Origin of the sequence: Bremerella sp. JC817 (assembly GCF_040718835.1) — a bacterium.
GTDB lineage: Bacteria > Planctomycetota > Planctomycetia > Pirellulales > Pirellulaceae > Bremerella.
Genome location: NZ_JBFEFG010000264.1, coordinates 161,058 through 177,645, shown reverse-complemented (window position 1 = coordinate 177,645; position 16,588 = coordinate 161,058). Strand labels below are relative to the sequence as shown.

Here is a 16,588-nt window from a genome sequence, read left to right as displayed (position 1 = left end):
CGCCTGACATGTTGCCAGGCGGCTCTTTTAATATTGATGCGAGTCGGGATCGTGAAACTAGTTCAAGATCTTTTCCAGACCAGCGATGACGGCGTCGACCTTCAGGTCCTTAGCCGAAGTAGCGGCGAAGTTCGCCTTCACTTCACCACCCTTGGCCAGGATGATGGTGACTTCGGCCTTGGGATTGATGCCGTAGTTTTCTGGGCCGTTTTCAAATTCGTTTGGCAGAACGATTGGCACGTTGTCGGCAGTGACGGTCTTGGCCAGCTTTTCAGCGTCAGCCTTGGCCGAAGCCTTTTCGTCGCCGAGATAGTTCACGAACGAACGCAACTGCTTGTCTTCGTTAGCGGCGATGGCCTTGTCCAACTGCTGGACCAGATCGACCACCTGCTTGTCGCCGGTGCGGGTAAACACGATCACCTGCGGACGACCACCGTTCTTGCAGCGGTAGCAGAGATTCTTACCAACATCGACGCCATCTTCCGAGGCACCGGCCAGTTTGGTCACGTAGAACGCGCCAATCATTTCACCCGTTTGCAGACCGCTCTTGGTTTCTTCCGCCATGCAAAGCGAGGAACCGGCAACCAAAGCGACCGCGGTGAGCATCATCGTCAAAAGCTTCATCAGAGAACTCCTGGAACAAACCGAGGGGAACAGAATGGGGAGGTAACGGAGGGGACGCAACGACCGAGTCCTTCCACCTTGGCGGTACCGGACTGGGCATCCAGATCAGATGCAGTATCCGCAATCCCATCCCCAGCTACAAGTCTTGAGTATGATTATCCAAAGGAAACCGCGTTTCTGTTATGCTGCTAACAAACACCGAAAACTTGCTTCAGTTCTCGCTGCTTAGGCCGAAAAATAAATGAATGCTCTGCGTTTGATCTGCCTGTCGTTTGCCTTGATTTGCGCAAGTGTCCCGTTGCTAGCCCAAGCTTCCCCGGCCGAGTTGGCTCAATATCGCTCGCCCGTCGACGTTGCCCTGGCAAAAAACGGCGAATGGCTAGTCGTCGCGAATCAAACCTCTGGCTCGATCAGCCTGGTCGACACCCGCCGCCAGGTAGTGCTCGACGAGTTGGCCGTCGGCAAACACCCCACCGCGGTGGCCATCTGTCTCGACGGTGATCACGTCCTGGTGAGTTGTTCTTACAGTGGTCAGGTCTCGCTCGTTCAGGTGGACGGCAATTCGCTAGAAAAAAAGAAGACGTTTGACGTTGGTTTTGAACCAAATGGCCTGGCGATTTCTCCCGATGGCAAAAAAGCCTACACCGGGCTGGTCGCGACTGGCGAAGTCGCCGAGCTCGATCTGGAAGCCGGCGAGGTCATCCGTAAGTTTCCGGTCGGACCTTGGCCTCGCTATCTGACCGTCACGCCGGATGGCTCGAAACTGGCAGTCGGCTGCAGTGGTGAAAGCAAGATTGTCGTCGTCGATATTGCCTCTGGCGAGATCGCCTATGCCGAGAAACTTTCTGGCGGCATCAACATCGGTCACCTGCAATGTTCGGCCGACGGACAGCACGTTTACTTTCCCTGGATGGTTTATCGCAGCAATCCGATCAGCCGCGTTAACATTCGCCAAGGCTGGGTCCTGGGAAGTCGGATTGCCCGGGTTCGTCTCGATGGCCCAGAGTATCGTGAAGCGATCACTCTCGACGAATCAGGAACTGCCGTCGCCGATCCGCATGGCATGGTCATCAGTGAAAACCACAAACGAATGGTGGTTTCGGCATCGGGAACGCACGAGTTACTGGTCTATCGTCGGGCCGATCTTCCCTGGGAAGGCATCGGCGGGCCCGGCGACTTCATCGATTCGCGGCTGATGATGGACAAAGATATGTTCGGCCGAATCGACGTCGGTGGTCGCCCAATGGGTATGGCGATGGCGGACGACAGCCGAACCGTTTACGTTGCCAACTACTTGAAAGATGCGGTGCAGGTTGTCGATATTGAATCGCGTAAACTGCTGGCGGAAATCCCGCTGGCACCTGCGATCGAAGTCACCCAGATCCGTCACGGCGAAGCGTTGTTCTTCGATGCCCAGCGCAGTCTTGATCAGTGGTACAGTTGCCACTCGTGCCATTACAACGGCGGCGTGAACTCGAAGGCGATGGATACCTGGAACGATGGTTCCGCGTTGACCATGAAGACAGTGTTACCGCTGTACGATGTCGATAAGACTGGACCATGGACCTGGCATGGTTGGCAGGTCGACCTGAACGATGCAATGCACAAATCGTTCACCACAACCATGCAAGGCGAGAAGGCCAGCGAAGCAGAAAAGGAAGCGATTCTGGCGTACCTGAAGACCGATCGTTCGCCACCCAATCCGTTCCGAGACACCGAAGGCCAACTAAGCGAGTCGGCCCAGCGTGGCAAAGCCGTTTTCGAAAGCAGCGAAGCCAACTGTGCGGCCTGTCACTCTGGCCCCTATCTAACTGATGGCAAGATCCACGATGTCGGCTTGGGCTCGGACGAAGATGAATACGAAGGCTTCAACACGCCTTCGCTGGTTGGCATCTACCGCAAGGTGCGATTTTTGCACGATGGTCGAGCGAAGAGCCTGGAAGATGTTTTGGTCGACTTTCACTCGCCCGAAGAAGTCTCCGGCACGCGTCCTTTAAAAGAGGACGAACTTACCGATTTGGTTGAGTACCTGAAGACACTCTAAACTCGCCGTCCCAGTCGCCCTCATTGAAGCAGTGCCTTTGCCAGGAATCGAACCTGATCTTCGAGCTTCGCAAGCTCGCGTGCGATCCACCACACTCCAAAGACAATCGAGTAACTCGCCCAGGAATCGAACCTGGCCTTGAACTTTCGAAGAGTTCCGTGCGATCCGATACACTACCGAGTTATGAGGGTGACCGAGGAGATTCGAACTCCCTCTTCCTGCTTCACAGGCAGGTGTGCCTACCAGGAACACTTCAGTCACCATAGGTTGGTCTCGCGATCTCACCTCAACCAGGCGTGATCGCATTGACCAATGAAAGTAGTGGGTTCGGGGGTCGCACCCGACGATCCAGGCTTATGAGGCCCGGATGAGCACTGGCTCACCCACGTCAGTTGAATCGAGCTATTCCCAATGGTCTTCCCATCGTTCGCCGAACGATTGTTGCAAGCGGTCGCGATAGGCATTGGTTTTGATCTTGGCCATCTGCACGTTCCCGCGTGTACCGGTCTTGCAGACGACGCCTTCCATCACGTCCAGCTTTCCCTCACGGACTCGTTCCGCAAACGAACCATTGAACTTGCCTTGAAAGACCACGCGGGCAATCGGAAGTTCGCGAAACAGTTCGATAAATTCAAACGGTCCGAGCATCTCGCCATCGACTGCGACATCGAACATTACCAATCGCTTGGGATCATCATGTTTGTGCAATCCAGCAAACGAATTGGGTCCGCAGTACTCGGCGAATACTTCCACCAACTGCCATAACTGGCAGCGTTCGTCCTGCTGGAACACGGTCTCTAATTCAGCGGCCCATTGCTGCTCGAACAATTCGGCGGCATCTGCAACGTTTCCATGGGCTGCCGCGAATGCTTCTCGACCTGCGTGATCCCAAGTAAAACGATCACGACGCGTCCCCAGCGCGATCCAACCGGAAGTCCGTTGCCAAACGAAATGTAAGTTCGTTCCGTCCAACTTCTCGAAGGCAATGCAGCGCCCCAGCGGAAAGTCACGCGAATCGCGAATCTTCGGATAGTGCAATTTCCTGTTCATGCTGCATGCTGCCTGCGATCAAGTAGCCAAGGGGAGACTTGCACTCCCACGCCCGATGGACACGACGTTCTAAGCGTCGCGCGTCTTCTAATTCCGCCACTTGGCCAAATGGGTTACCGGCCTTTAAGCCGATGTTCGATCTCGTCCGTTCGATCTGCAATCTTCGCATCCCGCGTCAGCTGATAGATCTCTAACTTGGCGTCGACATAGACCGAAGGCAGATCGAGCACCACGTAGTTTTGAATCCGTTTGCGAAGCCCTAGCTTGCCGGTCGCCGGGATATTTCTCGGAACGATCAGCCAGCCGTTTCCTCTCGGAACAAGTCGCTGTTGAATCTGCTCCATTGCAGCGAGCCGACTGGCCTGCGTTAGCATGTTGAGGACATGATTGCAGACGATTGTGTTGAACATTCCTTCCGGCATGACAGGTCGATAGTAAGGATCGAATGCCTCCCAACCGAAGTGATCGGCATCACGGCCGAACCCGCAGCCATAGTCGAGCGTACGTCCCTCGACCCGTCGCTGCTGCACCAGCCACGCCGCGCCGAAACTGATTGTCTCGCGACGAATGGCTCCGCCTAGTTCTTTAATGAATCGAAACCCGCGTTTGCCTTTTAACTTTGGCATACTTCCTCCTTCCCACGGATGGATGAGGCGTGAAGGATTTGAACCTCTCGTCGGCCACCTCACTTTTTTCGACGGGTGCTTTACAGGCATCTGTGAGGGACACGCCTCGAAGTAGCACGCGAGGGACTCGAACCCCCATCCACCAGGATTTGAGCCTGGTCGCTCTGCCTTATTGGCGTAGCGTGCCATGTTGGTTTGCCGAAATGAAATTCGTCCAGCCACGCGGGACAACCTTCAGATCAACAAACCAAACAAGCGTTCCCGACCGGATTCGAACCGGCGACCTCCTGCGTGACAAGCAGGCGAGCACTCCGCTGCTCCACGAGAACTTCTTAATGCGGTACCTCGCGTCGTGACGTTGAAACAAAGTACTAGCTGCAGCGCGGGTAATACGTGCCAGGGATGGCACGTCGAAAAGCCGACGCACGTCGCTTTTCGGAGCCGCGAGGAGCTCTGCTCTGAGCTTGGCGAGGGCATAGCGATGGCACGATGCCATCAGCGCCCTAGCACAGTAGTCCTGGAGGGACTCGAACCCCCGATCGACTCTTTGTAAGAGAGTTGCCGTTGCCGCTGGGCCACAGGACTGTTATCTACTTTTCCGAGCACGCCCCCAAGGATTTGAACCTTGACCGGCTGGTTTGGAGCCAGCCATGCTACCGTTACACCAAGGACGTATCGTAAGCTGCGAGGGTTGGAATCGAACCAACGGCTTCCTGGTTCAGAGCCAGGCGAAACTACCAACAGCGTCTACCTCGCAAAACGTTCGACGTGCATGCGCATCGATCGAACTTCAGAGTGCCCTGAGGGAATCGAACCCACCTCGCCAGGTTGGAAGCCTGGCACCTAAACCGCTCGGCCAAGGGCACACGTTCAACAAGCTGCGGCGGCAGGAATCGAACCTGCGACAAAGCGGTTAACAGCCGCCTTCCCGTACCAACACAGGACCCACCACAAAACAGTCAGGATGGCTGGACTCGAACCAGCGATCTCATGCACCCGAAGCATGCGGATTAGCCAGGCTTTCCCACACCCTGAATTTGAAAGAGCGCCCAGTGGGAGTCGAACCCACACTTCCGCCATGGCAAGGCAGTAGGCTGCCGCTACATCATGGGCGCTTGTTGTTTTGGTTTTCAGTTTTCAAAGATCGAAAGAGCACCGGGAGGGATTCGAACCCTCGTAGCCGCATTACGAATACGGTGTCTTAGCCGCTGGACGACCAGTGCTTGCTTGTGGCCAGGCGCAGTTCGATGATTCATCTGCGCCTGGCCGACAAAAGTCCGTTGAACTAACCTCGTTTGGGCAGGGCATCGCCTGTCGCCTTCTTATGACCTTTAATCATCGCATGCGCATCAGGCAGGTCGTTTTCCTGCAACCTCTGGGACGAGATCGACTTCACTTCCCAGCCATCGACAAACGAGCCATTGGGCTGCTTGAGCTTCACGTAGCTATTCAACTGCGCGTATTTCTCAGGGATCCACGACGTGAGCTCGATCCTCGTGGTGGCACTTGTTTGTTTGACTAGTCGACATTGTTGGTAATAAAGCGTCATGGCTTCGATTCCTTGAGGTGACAATGCTGGAAAGTGGGATCGGAAGGACTCGAACCTTCACCCGCCTGGTTAAGAGCCAGGGATGCTGCCGTTAACACCTCGGTCCCGTTAAATTGTCTTCAGTCGGCGCGGTGGGGTTTGAACCCACGACTCACGTCTTATAAGGACGCCGCTCTCACCACTGAGCTACGCGCCGTCTCTCGTGAATCTCGTGCCAATTGGAAACGCACTAGTCGCAGTGGTAGCCCTGGGAATCGAACTCAGCGCAGCTTGAGTATCAGTCAAACTTGGACGACCAGTCCTCGACTACCGTTGGATCCAGGCACAAAAAAAGCCCGGCGTCACTTATGACACCGGGCTTGTTCGCCTCAATCGGTTTTCACCGCTGGTCATAAGCGCAAAATAAACGCGAGATACACGAACTGCCCGTTACCGGACGGTCGCAAATCGCCTTGATTCTGGATTCGATCTATGTTGTTTTTGGTCAACATGGAAAGCACTTACTCAGCGTTTCAAATGAAGGTTGGTATCAAAAGTCTGCAGGTTTAGACGAAGCTGCCCGCGAATGGTTCGCGGGAAAGATAAGATTTCGCCAAAAAAAGAAGCGGACCATTTCTGATCCGCTTGCTTTGTTTTTCCGATGGCTGACTAGTCTCGCCAGTCGAAGAAGCCAATCTGCTTCAGCTCGTTTTCCAAGGCTTGCTTCTCTTCCTTGGTTAGGTCGCGCCATGGCAGCCGTGGTGGTCCGGCTGGGATTCCCACCATCTCCATGATCGCCTTCTGCGCCGGCAAGGCCGGATAACGAACGAACGCCTGCACCATTTCAATCGAACGCAATTGTAGTTCGGCAGCCGCTTCGTTCTCGCCGTGACGGTACGCCTCGAACACGCGACGATAGAGCCCCGGTGCGAAGTTGTAAGTACTACCCACTGCTCCCTTCGCCTCAGCCGACAAACCACTCAGCAGCATCTCGTCGCAGCCATACAGCAGGTCGAACTGTTCGCCGAAATGCGCGATGCAGGCCTGGAACTCATGGATCGACTGGGCCGTGTACTTCACTCCGTTGAGCTGCGGCAGTTCTTCCGTCGCTTGTCGCAGGACCTGGTGCAGATCGAAGTCAACGCCGGTGATGCGCGGGATGTGATAGTAATAGAACGGCAGCTCCGGCGCGCCGCTCATGATCTCTTTCAACGTTGCCAGCAGCAACGAAATCGAAGCCGGCTTGAAGTACGTTGGCGGTGTCGCGCTGATTGCCGTCGCCCCAATCGACTGGGCATGCTCGGCCAGCTCTTTCGCTTCGCGAACGCTGGTATGGCCAATCTGAATGATGACCGGAATGCGACCGGCGACCGCTTGCACGAACTCTTCGGCGGCAACCCGGCGTTCTGTGCCCGTCATCGACACACCTTCACCAGTGCTGCCATTGACGTATAGACCCGCGATGCCGGATTCGATCAACGTATCGACCATCGGACCGATACGATCCAGGTCGAGATCTCCCTCGGCGTTCATTGGGGTGAATGTAGCTGCGACCAGCCCACTCATTCTCATTCGTCCTGATTTGACAGGATTCAATTGCGACTCCGTTCCGCCGTGCGCATGCGTGGCAGGTTTCATCGTATCGATGTTCATCTAGTTCCCAACTCCTGATTGTGGCACGTCCAGGCGAAAAAGAGAAATGGTTTCGTAAGGATGATTGTCCCCGACTTCAGCAAGGCAGCCTACCTGGCCTTCACCCAGTGGGGCGAGACACGAGTAAGCCGCATGGCCTGGGAAGAGCGTCTTCTCGAAAGGCCACGACTTGTTCTCGTCGAAGCTTCCCATCACCGTCAAGTTGCGTCGCTTCGCTGGGTCGCGAGGACTCGAAAACAGCAGCACGCCAGGGGCATCGGTCGTCGGCCAGGCCGCGCGGATGATGCTGGCCTGACAAACCGGCGACACCAATTCGCGAGCATCGGTGATCTCGCCCCAGGTCGCCCCTCCATCTTTGCTGACAGCCTGGGCTCGGCAACCTTGGCCTCGGTACGATCGCATGTCCATCACCAGGTTCCCCTGATCACCGACTTCGACCACCTGGCATTCGTTCATGTTCGGCTTGATCGCATCACCCAACTTCCAAGTCTTCCCGTGATCATCACTGTAAATCGCATGCGAGCCGAACCCGTAGCCACGCTTGTCGACCGCAGGATCGATTGGGTAGCTATGGTCACAAGGAATCACGAGGCGTCCCTTGTGGGGGCCATGCTTCACCTGAATACCGACACCTGGTCCGGTGGCATACCAACCCCACTCAGGATTTTTGGTCGAGTCGGTGATCTGGACCGGCTTGGTCCACGATTGGCCATGGTCGTCGCTGTGACAAACCCATACGGTACGTGTCGACTTCGCCTTGTTCAGCTTGATCGCCGACTCGTGGTCTTCACCCAGGTTATGCGTCAGCAGCAAATGAATGCGTCCAGTCGACTCGTCGAGAACCGGGCACGCATTACCACACGTGTTATCCGCATCGGTCCAGACAACCACTTGCTTTCCCCAGGTCTTACCACCATCGGTCGAACGCTTCATGACAAGATCAATCGCGCCGGTATCGCTGCGTGAGTTACGTCGGCCTTCGCAGAACGCGAGCACGCTTCCGTCGGCGGCCTGAATCATGGCAGGGATTCGATAGGTGTCGTAACCATCGGTGCCACTTTTCCAAACCGTGACCGGCTTCTCGTCAGCGACTCGTTGATCGAGTTCCTTCATCTGGAATCGAACCGCAACGACCGAGTTCTTTTCGTCAGGACGATAACCGACGTAGGTGGTTGCGACGAAGGTTCCGTCGGGCAGACGTTCCAGGCCAGGATACCCGGTATCGAGCGGACGCCCGTGATGCTCCAAAAGGCGAACGCGATATTCGCCAGGCTGACCAGCCAGAATATCTTCATAGCGACCGACCCAACCGACAAAGTGTCCGTAAGTGGGACTCTTCTTCACCACGTCGCGAAAGACAATCAGCAGCCGACCATCTTCGGTGTAGCGAGCACAATGCCGGTCGCCGGTCAGGTTGGCGTGAACTTCCTGCGGAGCCGACCAGGTTTCCCCTTCATCATCCGAGACCATCACCAGCGAGTTCAATCGCCGCGCGTTCTCGCGAATCAAGCACATGATTTGTTTGCCATCCGGCGAACGGAGCAAAAACGGTTCGCACGGGTTGGCTCCTGCGACGGCAGCCACCATCCGCTGATCTTCCCACGTCAAACCGCCATCGCGCGAGATCGCCTGCCATAGCTTGAGTGGCGGACGGTCACGATCTTCGGCACCACGATGAAAGATCGCGAGGTGCTCTTTGCCATCGTTGATCGGCAAGATGGTGATCGGAGCGACGATGCACTTCAGGCCGTTCTTTTCCATCGGCGACCAGGTCTTGCCTTCGTCCAGCGAGACCGATTGCGTCATGTCGCCACGCCCGGCAAAGGCAAACAAGCGAGCCGTTCCGGTGGTATCGACCAGGCGATGCAAACAAGGGCAGTTCTCGACCTCGGTCCAGTTCTGCGGGACGTCGATCAAGTCGCTCCAGGTCAAGCCGCCATCGTCACTTCGCTTCAAGGGACCACAGCGGCCACCATGGTTGTAGGTCCACGCGGCGAAGATCGTTTTGCCATCCGGCATCAATAGCGTGTTGGGATGCCCCTGATAAACATCCTTGGTTCCGCGAGCAACAACCACTTGCCGTTCGACTTCGTCCGACAGATCGATCGTTGGCACGGTGATTTCATCTCCCAACTTCTTCGGCAGGAAGTTGCTTTCGCTCAAATCGCCGGAGAGCGAAAACTGCTCGACCGTCATCGTCGAACGCCAGGGGCGAAGGCCGACCAGTCCTAAGGGGCTGGTTACCGATCCTTCATAAACTGTCTCGCCATCGAACGAAATAGTCAGCTTGCCATCGGCCGTCTTCAGTTCGCAGTCGAACATTTGCTTCGGCTGAATATGACTCTTGGCTACGTCGAGGAAACGGGTTTGCTTGCCAAACAAAGGCCCCTGCAGAAACAGCCGCTGGGCATCGCCGTCGAAACCAAACTGGTTGCCTGGACCAAGCGAGATGGAGGCGGCCGTATGATTCAGTTCGTTCAACGCGAGTCGGATCTTCACCGTCGCGTTCGGACCGACAATCGACTTCGAAGCCCAGGCCACGTTGCCAACCCCGTGGCCAACTAACCCGGTTGGGGTCGATTTCCATGGAGGACCATCAAAACGAACTTCCTGAGCGACGCCACTGGCGACAGCATGGAGTGTCTCGGCCGATAATAGTTGAGGCAGGATCGCGATGCCCAAGAGCATCACACCGCATGTCAATAAGAAGAACTTCCAACGGGTCATAAGAGTTCGCTCGGCAGGCTGAAGGGATGAGAAAGAAGGGAGTCGCCAGGCAAGGTGGGTGCGACCTGCCTAGACTGAGTTTAGTACTCCATCGATATAATTTCAATCGAATCGGAAATATTCTGGCGAACACCAGAAATAAATATTGCTTTTTTTGAGAAGAGCGTTAGTTTTTAGGTATGGACACTTCTACCACACCCCGAGTCGTTCAGTTGGCCGAGCAAATCATCGCCGATATTGCTGGTCGCGGTTTGAAATCTGGTGATGCCTACCTCGGCACGGCCGACGCCGCTCGCATGCTGGGTGTCAGCACAACATCCGCGAACCGGGCCATGCAATTGCTGGTCCAGCGAAACGTGCTGACGCGTCGCCAGAAGCGTGGAACGTTTGTCGCCGATGGCATTCATTCTGATTCGCAGCGGACGATCGATCGCGTTCACTTAGTGGTCAACAAAGCGTACCTATCAACCGAAGGCATGTTGGCCGACGGGGTGATCGTCGGCATCCAAAGTGTTCTCCCTCATGCCGAGATCGAATTCAACCATTTACCAGGTAGTGACGACACTGCCTGGGTGTCGGAACTGATCGCGAAAACGGCCCGCTCGCAGCAAGCGGAAGGGTTCATTCTCGCTCGATCGTCACTCACTTCGCAACGATTGTTTCAAGCGAGTGGCATGCCGACGGTGATCTTCGGATCGCGGTTCCCTTCGATTCAAGCTCTTCCTTCGATCGACCGCGACCAGGTTCAAGCAGGCAAACTGCTGACGACGCACCTGGTCGATCGCGGCGTGAAAAAGATCGGCGTCCTGATGCGAAGTCAGGTTCTGCCCGGGGACCATGCGTTCCTCGATTCGATCTGGAAGACGTCGGCCGAACTCGGTCTGACGCCCAGTGATCTGACGGTTCGCTTTCTGCCGGCCGACGAACAGGCCATCCAGCATGCGACCCGCGACTTGATTCATGAACATGCGGCGGAAGGCTTGATTTGCCGTTCGCAACCATTGGCCGAGTCGGCCTCGAAGATGGTCCGCACTTCCCGGCAAACCAAAGTCAAACGGACTCCGATCGTCGTGTCGGATATTTACAGCCGTAACCAGGCCCGCCTCCCTTGGCCATCAGTGATCGCCGCCGAGTCGGCCGAGTCGATTGGTGCCCAATTGGCCGAAGCGCTAATCAGCCTGGCGAAAGGACAGCAGCCCGAAGTTGCCGTGCGTAAACTTCCCGTCAGTTTGAACGATCCTTCGGCCTAGCTCCCCCTACTCTATCCCCTTCATGCCGTTCTCTTTTCTGGTCAGGTGATGTTATGCGAAAGAACTCTGGCTTCACGTTAGTCGAACTGCTGGTCGTCATCGCGATTATCGGTGTCTTGATTGCCTTGTTGCTGCCTGCCGTTCAGCAGGCACGCGAAGCCGCACGCCGCATGCAATGCTCGAACAACCTGAAGCAGGTCAGCCTGGCGATGCATAACTATCACGACACGTTTGGTACGCTGCCGCCAGGTGCGTTGAACGTGAACACGCTGGGTTGGCATGCGTTCATTCTGCCTTTCATCGAACAAGGCCCAATGCACGATCAATTCAGCTTCGCGGCTGGCGACTGGAATGCCGGCACGAACAAAGAAGGTCCGAACAAGAACATCTTTGGCCTGAATCAGATCGACATGTACATGTGCCCCAGCTCGCCACGCACCGAAACGACGCATGGCAGCAGCACACTGGGGGATGGACGCAAGCCATACACGACCCACTACTACGGCGTGATGGGACCGTATGGAACCAATGCAACCGATGGCTCGACCTATCCGCACGAACCCAATCCGTCCGGACACGGAGGCTTCTGCAAAGGAGGCCTGTTTCTCCTCGATGCGAGCGTCAAGTTTCGTGACGTGACCGATGGCTTGTCGAACACTTATGCCCTGAGCGAAATTGGCGGAGACAATGGTAGCTATGCCAGTTGGGTACGTGGCGTGAAAGGAAACGGCATGGCCGCCTCCAAGAACATTCGCTACGGGATCGGCCTGCAAAACGAGTCAGGCGGTAACTTCAACAACATCAGTTTCAGCAGCGAGCACCCCGGCGGCGTCCAGTTTGCCCTGGGTGATGCTTCGGTGAGCTTCGTTGCCGAGACGATCGACTTTTCGGTCTATCAATCGCACGCCAGCAAGGCAGGCGGCGAGCCGATCTCTAGCAACTAAACCTTTCTCTCCTCGTCCCACACGTTCCCTGCAAGGACACCTCCCATGCGTTCTCATCCGTTCGTCGGACTTGGCCTCGGCTTGCTAATGCTGATCGGGTCGGGCTGCGGCGGCAGCAGTCCGAGCGCCACTGCCTTTCATGTGAGTGGCACGGTCCAGTTCGATGGCCAGCCACTCCCCGCCGGCAAGATTTACTTCACGCCAGATAGCTCTCAAGGGAACCAAGGCCCACAAGGTGTCGCCCAGATCGTCGATGGTCAGTACGATACTTCAGAGTCGCGTTTTGGCGTGGTGGGTGGCCCCTATATCGTCCGAATTGATGGCTACGATGGAGTGCAGCCTGCCAACGATGAAGACGGGCTCTTTCCCGATGGTCAGGTCGTCTTTCGTGACTACGAAGTCAAACTGACCTTCCCGCAAGAGAATCATGTGGAAGACATTCAGATCCCAGCGGCGGCTGGCAAAAAGAAATGATCACTGATCAACCATGCCAGGAGGCCGCACCTTGCGGTGATTTCCTAGTGATCGCTGCCCCGTTTTGCCAACAATCTCCAAGCTGTCCCCTACGTGTTCCACGTTTCTATTGACAGCGACCTTGCGGCTTATGCTCGAAATTCCAGCCAGTGACGGCGAAGGCGAGCGTGTTGCCTTCCACCCGATAGCAAATCTTTAGCCTTCCTCTGTCGGGTTACCGAGCGAATCCTCGCGAAGTGCCTGCCGTTGCCATACCCCCTCGGGAAAAGTTGGCCCCTTCCGGAATATCCGTCGACATAAATACGTATCTCGTTGCTTCCGCGATTTGTTCTCCCTTAAATTAAGGTAGATACTTTAGATGCAGCGCGTCATGATCACGCATGACGATATCGAATGTTCACAGCCCCATCGACTACTCCATCTGCCGCATGCGTATCGTCCATAAGTTGCTGTTGGCGACGGTTCTGCCTGCCCTGTTAATCTGGGTCGTCGGCTACTATGCGGTAGCCGTAAGCGAACGAAGCCTCCGCGAGATCATCGAGGCCCGTTCGGCCGCTCGAGCCGCTGCCGTTATGGACGAAATCGATCGGGCCCTGCGAACCCACGTCGCGAATCTGCAGGCACTTGCTCGGAGTTCCCAAGCGCGGCAAACCTTGGCCGAGTCGAATGCTCACTTTGGCGAGTTGGAAAACCCTGACCGGCGCATCGCCGACCTCGATAAGATCTGGCAGACCGGCACCCTTAGCGAACAACAAGCCCTGTTGGCTGGCCTGATCGACAACGAACTGTCGCAAGAGCTGCGACTCCGCCAAGAGAAACTGCAAGAGGCAACCGGCTACGCAGTCTATGGCGAGATCTTCTTCACTAATCGTTTCGGCGGAATCGCCGCGCTCACCAGTCGAACGTCCGACTATCGCCAGGATGACGAAGTCTGGTGGCAAGAGGCGGTCCAGAACCAGATTTACGTCAGCGATGTGGCGTTCGACGATAGCGCCAACATCTATTCGGTCGATATCTGCCTGGCGGTGGAAACACCCGAAGGAAAACTGGCCGGGGTGATGAAGGCAGTGTTGAACATTCAGGAAGTGTTCAACATCATCGATGGCCAATCACGCTCCGACACGAACGCCCAGACCGAGTTCTTCCTCTTCACGCACGACTATCGCATCATTCGGGGACCACCAGGGCACTCGGCTCCGCTGACCGATGGTCGCGAGTACTTCGAGAATCTCGATGAAGACTTCACGCAGAAAGGGCTAATTGCGACCCGGCATCGTCCTGACGGGCAAGGCGAAGTGTTAGCCGCCTACGCGACCTCGGCGAATCAAGCCGATGTGCGCCAGAACTTGCATTGGATTGTGATGGTCCAGCAAGAGGCCGCTTTAGTGTTCGCCCCGATCCATGCCATGCGGCAGAACATTTGGTCGTTGGCGTTATTCGCGACCCTGCTGACGCTGGCTGTTGCCGGGGGATTTTCGTGGTCCCTTTCACGACGCATTCAAGAGATCACCGACGCCTCGGTGGCAATTGGCGAAGGCAATTGGGAAACTACCGTGCCCGTCCGCGGTAGTGACGAGGCGACGCAGCTTGCCAGTCAGTTTAATCTGATGACCAAGCAGTTGACGGAAATGAACCACGAACTGGTCCATGCCAAAGAAGTCGCCGAGTCGGCTAACCGCTCGAAGAGCGAGTTTCTGGCGAACATGAGCCACGAAATCCGCACCCCGATGAATGGTATCATCGGCATGACAGAACTGCTGCTCAACACCGATCTCAGCACCGAGCAGCGTGAATACCAAAAGCTGGTCCAGAACTCCGCCGACTCGCTGCTTGTCTTGCTGAACGACATCCTCGACTTCTCGAAGATCGAAGCCGGCAAGATGGAGCTCGAGCATCATCCGTTCGCGCTGCGGGATACGCTTGGCTCGACCATCCATACGCTCGCAGGCCGCGCCGCGAAGAAGGGAGTCGAATTGGTCGCCCGTATCGTGCCAGAAGTTCCCGACGACCTCATCGGCGATGCCAGCCGTTTACGACAGATTATCGTGAACCTGGTCGGCAACGCGATCAAGTTTACCGAACATGGCGAAGTGGTCGTCAAAGTCGAGAACGATTCGTTCTCCGGCGAAACGATCATGCTGCACTTCTCCGTTCGCGATACCGGCATTGGCATTCCCCCAGAAAAGCAAAGCCAGGTCTTCGAAGCCTTCACCCAGGCCGATGCTTCGACCACACGTCAGTATGGTGGAACGGGTCTAGGCCTGGCGATCTCGGCGCAGTTAACCCGCATGATGGGAGGCCGCATCTGGGTCGAGAGTGATCCTGGCAAAGGAAGCACCTTCCACTTCACGGTGCGTTTCCGCCGGGCTCCGAAGCAGCACGATCCGCGACCAGCCGCACTCGATACGCTGTATGGCTTGCGTGTGCTGGTGGTCGACGATAACTCGACCAATCGCTTGATCTGTGAAGAGATGCTTTACAGCTGGGGCATGAAACCGAAAGCGGTCAAAGGTGGAAACGAGGCGCTCGTCGAATTGAAGCGAGCGATCGATGATGGCGCCCCGTATCAGTTGGCACTCGTCGATGTGATGATGCCCGAGATGGATGGCATTGAACTGGTGCGTCGCTTGCGACAAGTGGCCGATCACACGGCCCTGACCATCATGATGCTCTCTTCCGCCGACCGTCCCGCCGACGCCCAGTTTGCGGCTTCGCTGGGTGTGGCGAAGTACATCACCAAACCGATCACCCAGTCGCTGCTCCTCAATGGTATTTCAACGGCCATGGGGACTGCCCGGTCGGATCAATCAGACGACCATTCGGTGACGCCCGACCTCACCAAGCGATTCATTCCGCGCAACATCTTGCTGGCGGAAGATGGCGTCGTGAACCGCAAGGTCGCGCAAAGCCTGCTTGAGAATCGAGGTCACCATGTCACGGCGGTGGAAAACGGCCAACTTGCCGTCGATGCGTACCGCAGCGGGATGTTCGATTTGATTCTGATGGACGTCCAAATGCCGGTGCTGGATGGCTTCGCGGCGACGGCAGAAATTCGTCGTCTGGAGCGAGGATCACGCCGGCAGATTCCGATCATCGCCCTCACCGCTCATGCGATGAAAGGAGACCGCGAACGTTGCCTGGCAGGTGGTATGAACGACTATGTTTCCAAACCGTTCCGCCCGCAGGAATTGTTTACCGCGGTCGAAAGTGTCGCGCCGGTGATCGTTTCCACAGAAAGTTCTGCTGAAGACCTGAACGGAGAAGACACTTCCGGCATCTCGTACAACCGTGAACAAGCGCTCGACAACGTCGGCGGTAACGAAGTGATCCTGCGCGAGATGCTCGACTTGTTTATGACAGAGTGTCCCAAGCAGATGAATGAGATCAAAGCGGCGTACGTCGCCGGCGATCACGATCGACTGACGCGGGCAGCCCATACGCTGAAAGGTTCCGTCGCGATGTTTGCCGCGGATGCCGCGATCTCGGCCGCGCGTCGAATTGAATTCATGGGCCGCAACGACAAGATCGACGAATTCGAGGTTGCCTGGACCGACCTGCAGGAAAAGATCAAACGCCTGACGGCCGATCTTTCGGCAGACCGGGTTCCGTCCGACGAACCTTCCTCGTGAGCACGTTTCACCAGAGCGAGTACTTTTCCAACCCTTTTA

General features: G+C 56.2%; 11 protein-coding genes and 15 tRNA genes. 5 read left to right on the top strand and 21 right to left on the bottom strand.

What is annotated here, in order from left to right; translation table 11 throughout:
- Window positions 1-57 precede the first annotated feature (57 nt).
- Window positions 58-624, bottom strand: coding sequence for a hypothetical protein (locus tag AB1L30_RS07155; protein ID WP_367012736.1), 567 nt, complete (start codon window positions 622-624; stop codon window positions 58-60).
- 241 nt (window positions 625-865) lie between these two features.
- On the opposite strand from AB1L30_RS07155, the gene AB1L30_RS07150 reads away from it, so the two are divergent.
- On the top strand, window positions 866-2,668 hold the full coding sequence (locus AB1L30_RS07150) for a cytochrome c peroxidase (protein WP_367012735.1): 1,803 nt from the start codon (window positions 866-868) through the stop codon (window positions 2,666-2,668).
- Between the two features lie 32 nt (window positions 2,669-2,700).
- Here AB1L30_RS07150 and AB1L30_RS07145 read toward each other — a convergent pair.
- The 20 genes from AB1L30_RS07145 to AB1L30_RS07050 all read right to left on the bottom strand — a co-directional run bounded on the left by AB1L30_RS07145 (window position 2,701) and on the right by AB1L30_RS07050 (window position 10,252).
- Window positions 2,701-2,772 (bottom strand) — tRNA-Arg (locus AB1L30_RS07145).
- A gap of 84 nt (window positions 2,773-2,856) precedes the next feature.
- Window positions 2,857-2,929 (bottom strand) — tRNA-His (locus tag AB1L30_RS07140).
- 141 nt (window positions 2,930-3,070) lie between these two features.
- On the bottom strand, window positions 3,071-3,718 hold the full coding sequence (locus tag AB1L30_RS07135; RefSeq protein WP_367012734.1) for an RNA ligase family protein: 648 nt from the start codon (window positions 3,716-3,718) through the stop codon (window positions 3,071-3,073).
- A gap of 23 nt (window positions 3,719-3,741) precedes the next feature.
- Window positions 3,742-3,824, bottom strand: a tRNA-Leu gene (locus AB1L30_RS07130).
- Window positions 3,825-3,831: 7 nt separating this feature from the next.
- Complete coding sequence (locus AB1L30_RS07125; RefSeq protein WP_367012733.1) at window positions 3,832-4,344, bottom strand: hypothetical protein; 513 nt, start codon at window positions 4,342-4,344, stop codon at window positions 3,832-3,834.
- A gap of 112 nt (window positions 4,345-4,456) precedes the next feature.
- Window positions 4,457-4,531: transfer RNA gene (locus AB1L30_RS07120), tRNA-Leu, on the bottom strand.
- A 69-nt stretch (window positions 4,532-4,600) separates the two neighbouring features.
- Window positions 4,601-4,673, bottom strand: a tRNA-Asp gene (locus AB1L30_RS07115).
- Window positions 4,674-4,856: 183 nt separating this feature from the next.
- Window positions 4,857-4,929 (bottom strand) — tRNA-Val (locus AB1L30_RS07110).
- 18 nt (window positions 4,930-4,947) lie between these two features.
- A tRNA-Trp gene (locus tag AB1L30_RS07105) sits at window positions 4,948-5,018 on the bottom strand.
- An 8-nt stretch (window positions 5,019-5,026) separates the two neighbouring features.
- Window positions 5,027-5,101 (bottom strand) — tRNA-Gln (locus AB1L30_RS07100).
- Between the two features lie 37 nt (window positions 5,102-5,138).
- A tRNA-Gly gene (locus AB1L30_RS07095) sits at window positions 5,139-5,210 on the bottom strand.
- A 12-nt stretch (window positions 5,211-5,222) separates the two neighbouring features.
- Window positions 5,223-5,297: transfer RNA gene (locus AB1L30_RS07090), tRNA-Asn, on the bottom strand.
- A gap of 6 nt (window positions 5,298-5,303) precedes the next feature.
- Window positions 5,304-5,378 (bottom strand) — tRNA-Pro (locus AB1L30_RS07085).
- A 10-nt stretch (window positions 5,379-5,388) separates the two neighbouring features.
- Window positions 5,389-5,459, bottom strand: a tRNA-Gly gene (locus tag AB1L30_RS07080).
- Between the two features lie 36 nt (window positions 5,460-5,495).
- Window positions 5,496-5,567 (bottom strand) — tRNA-Thr (locus tag AB1L30_RS07075).
- Between the two features lie 62 nt (window positions 5,568-5,629).
- A complete protein-coding gene (locus AB1L30_RS07070; protein WP_367012732.1) occupies window positions 5,630-5,893 on the bottom strand; it encodes a hypothetical protein in 264 nt (87 codons plus the stop codon).
- Window positions 5,894-5,927: 34 nt separating this feature from the next.
- A tRNA-Lys gene (locus AB1L30_RS07065) sits at window positions 5,928-6,000 on the bottom strand.
- Window positions 6,001-6,016: 16 nt separating this feature from the next.
- Window positions 6,017-6,089, bottom strand: a tRNA-Ile gene (locus AB1L30_RS07060).
- A 452-nt stretch (window positions 6,090-6,541) separates the two neighbouring features.
- Entirely contained in the window at window positions 6,542-7,525 is a 984-nt protein-coding gene (locus AB1L30_RS07055) for a dihydrodipicolinate synthase family protein (protein WP_367012731.1), read from the bottom strand.
- Window positions 7,526-10,252 carry a sialidase family protein gene (locus AB1L30_RS07050; RefSeq protein WP_367012729.1) on the bottom strand — a complete coding sequence of 909 codons (2,727 nt, stop codon included), beginning with the start codon at window positions 10,250-10,252 and terminating at the stop codon, window positions 7,526-7,528.
- A 179-nt stretch (window positions 10,253-10,431) separates the two neighbouring features.
- Between AB1L30_RS07050 and AB1L30_RS07045 the strand changes: the two genes are divergently transcribed.
- The 4 genes from AB1L30_RS07045 (at window position 10,432) to AB1L30_RS07030 (ending at window position 16,549) form a co-directional block, all read left to right on the top strand.
- Complete coding sequence (locus tag AB1L30_RS07045) at window positions 10,432-11,502, top strand: GntR family transcriptional regulator (protein WP_367012728.1); 1,071 nt, start codon at window positions 10,432-10,434, stop codon at window positions 11,500-11,502.
- Window positions 11,503-11,555: 53 nt separating this feature from the next.
- Complete coding sequence (locus tag AB1L30_RS07040) at window positions 11,556-12,446, top strand: DUF1559 domain-containing protein (RefSeq protein ID WP_367012727.1); 891 nt, start codon at window positions 11,556-11,558, stop codon at window positions 12,444-12,446.
- 45 nt (window positions 12,447-12,491) lie between these two features.
- A complete protein-coding gene (locus tag AB1L30_RS07035; RefSeq protein WP_367012726.1) occupies window positions 12,492-12,920 on the top strand; it encodes a hypothetical protein in 429 nt (142 codons plus the stop codon).
- Window positions 12,921-13,300: 380 nt separating this feature from the next.
- Window positions 13,301-16,549, top strand: a complete 3,249-nt coding sequence (locus tag AB1L30_RS07030) for a response regulator (protein WP_367012725.1) — start codon at window positions 13,301-13,303, stop codon at window positions 16,547-16,549.
- Window positions 16,550-16,588: the final 39 nt, after the last annotated feature.

What these genes read in the sequence shown, in the direction of transcription:
- AB1L30_RS07030 (WP_367012725.1), top strand. Translation starts at nt 13,301, where the DNA reads ATGACGATATCGAATGTTCACAGCCCCATCGACTACTCCATCTGCCGC.
- AB1L30_RS07135 (WP_367012734.1), bottom strand. Translation starts at nt 3,718, where the DNA reads ATGAACAGGAAATTGCACTATCCGAAGATTCGCGATTCGCGTGACTTT.
- AB1L30_RS07035 (WP_367012726.1), top strand. Translation starts at nt 12,492, where the DNA reads ATGCGTTCTCATCCGTTCGTCGGACTTGGCCTCGGCTTGCTAATGCTG.
- AB1L30_RS07040 (WP_367012727.1), top strand. Translation starts at nt 11,556, where the DNA reads ATGCGAAAGAACTCTGGCTTCACGTTAGTCGAACTGCTGGTCGTCATC.
- AB1L30_RS07150 (WP_367012735.1), top strand. Translation starts at nt 866, where the DNA reads ATGAATGCTCTGCGTTTGATCTGCCTGTCGTTTGCCTTGATTTGCGCA.
- AB1L30_RS07055 (WP_367012731.1), bottom strand. Translation starts at nt 7,525, where the DNA reads ATGAACATCGATACGATGAAACCTGCCACGCATGCGCACGGCGGAACG.
- AB1L30_RS07070 (WP_367012732.1), bottom strand. Translation starts at nt 5,893, where the DNA reads ATGACGCTTTATTACCAACAATGTCGACTAGTCAAACAAACAAGTGCC.
- AB1L30_RS07050 (WP_367012729.1), bottom strand. Translation starts at nt 10,252, where the DNA reads ATGACCCGTTGGAAGTTCTTCTTATTGACATGCGGTGTGATGCTCTTG.
- AB1L30_RS07155 (WP_367012736.1), bottom strand. Translation starts at nt 624, where the DNA reads ATGAAGCTTTTGACGATGATGCTCACCGCGGTCGCTTTGGTTGCCGGT.
- AB1L30_RS07045 (WP_367012728.1), top strand. Translation starts at nt 10,432, where the DNA reads ATGGACACTTCTACCACACCCCGAGTCGTTCAGTTGGCCGAGCAAATC.
- AB1L30_RS07125 (WP_367012733.1), bottom strand. Translation starts at nt 4,344, where the DNA reads ATGCCAAAGTTAAAAGGCAAACGCGGGTTTCGATTCATTAAAGAACTA.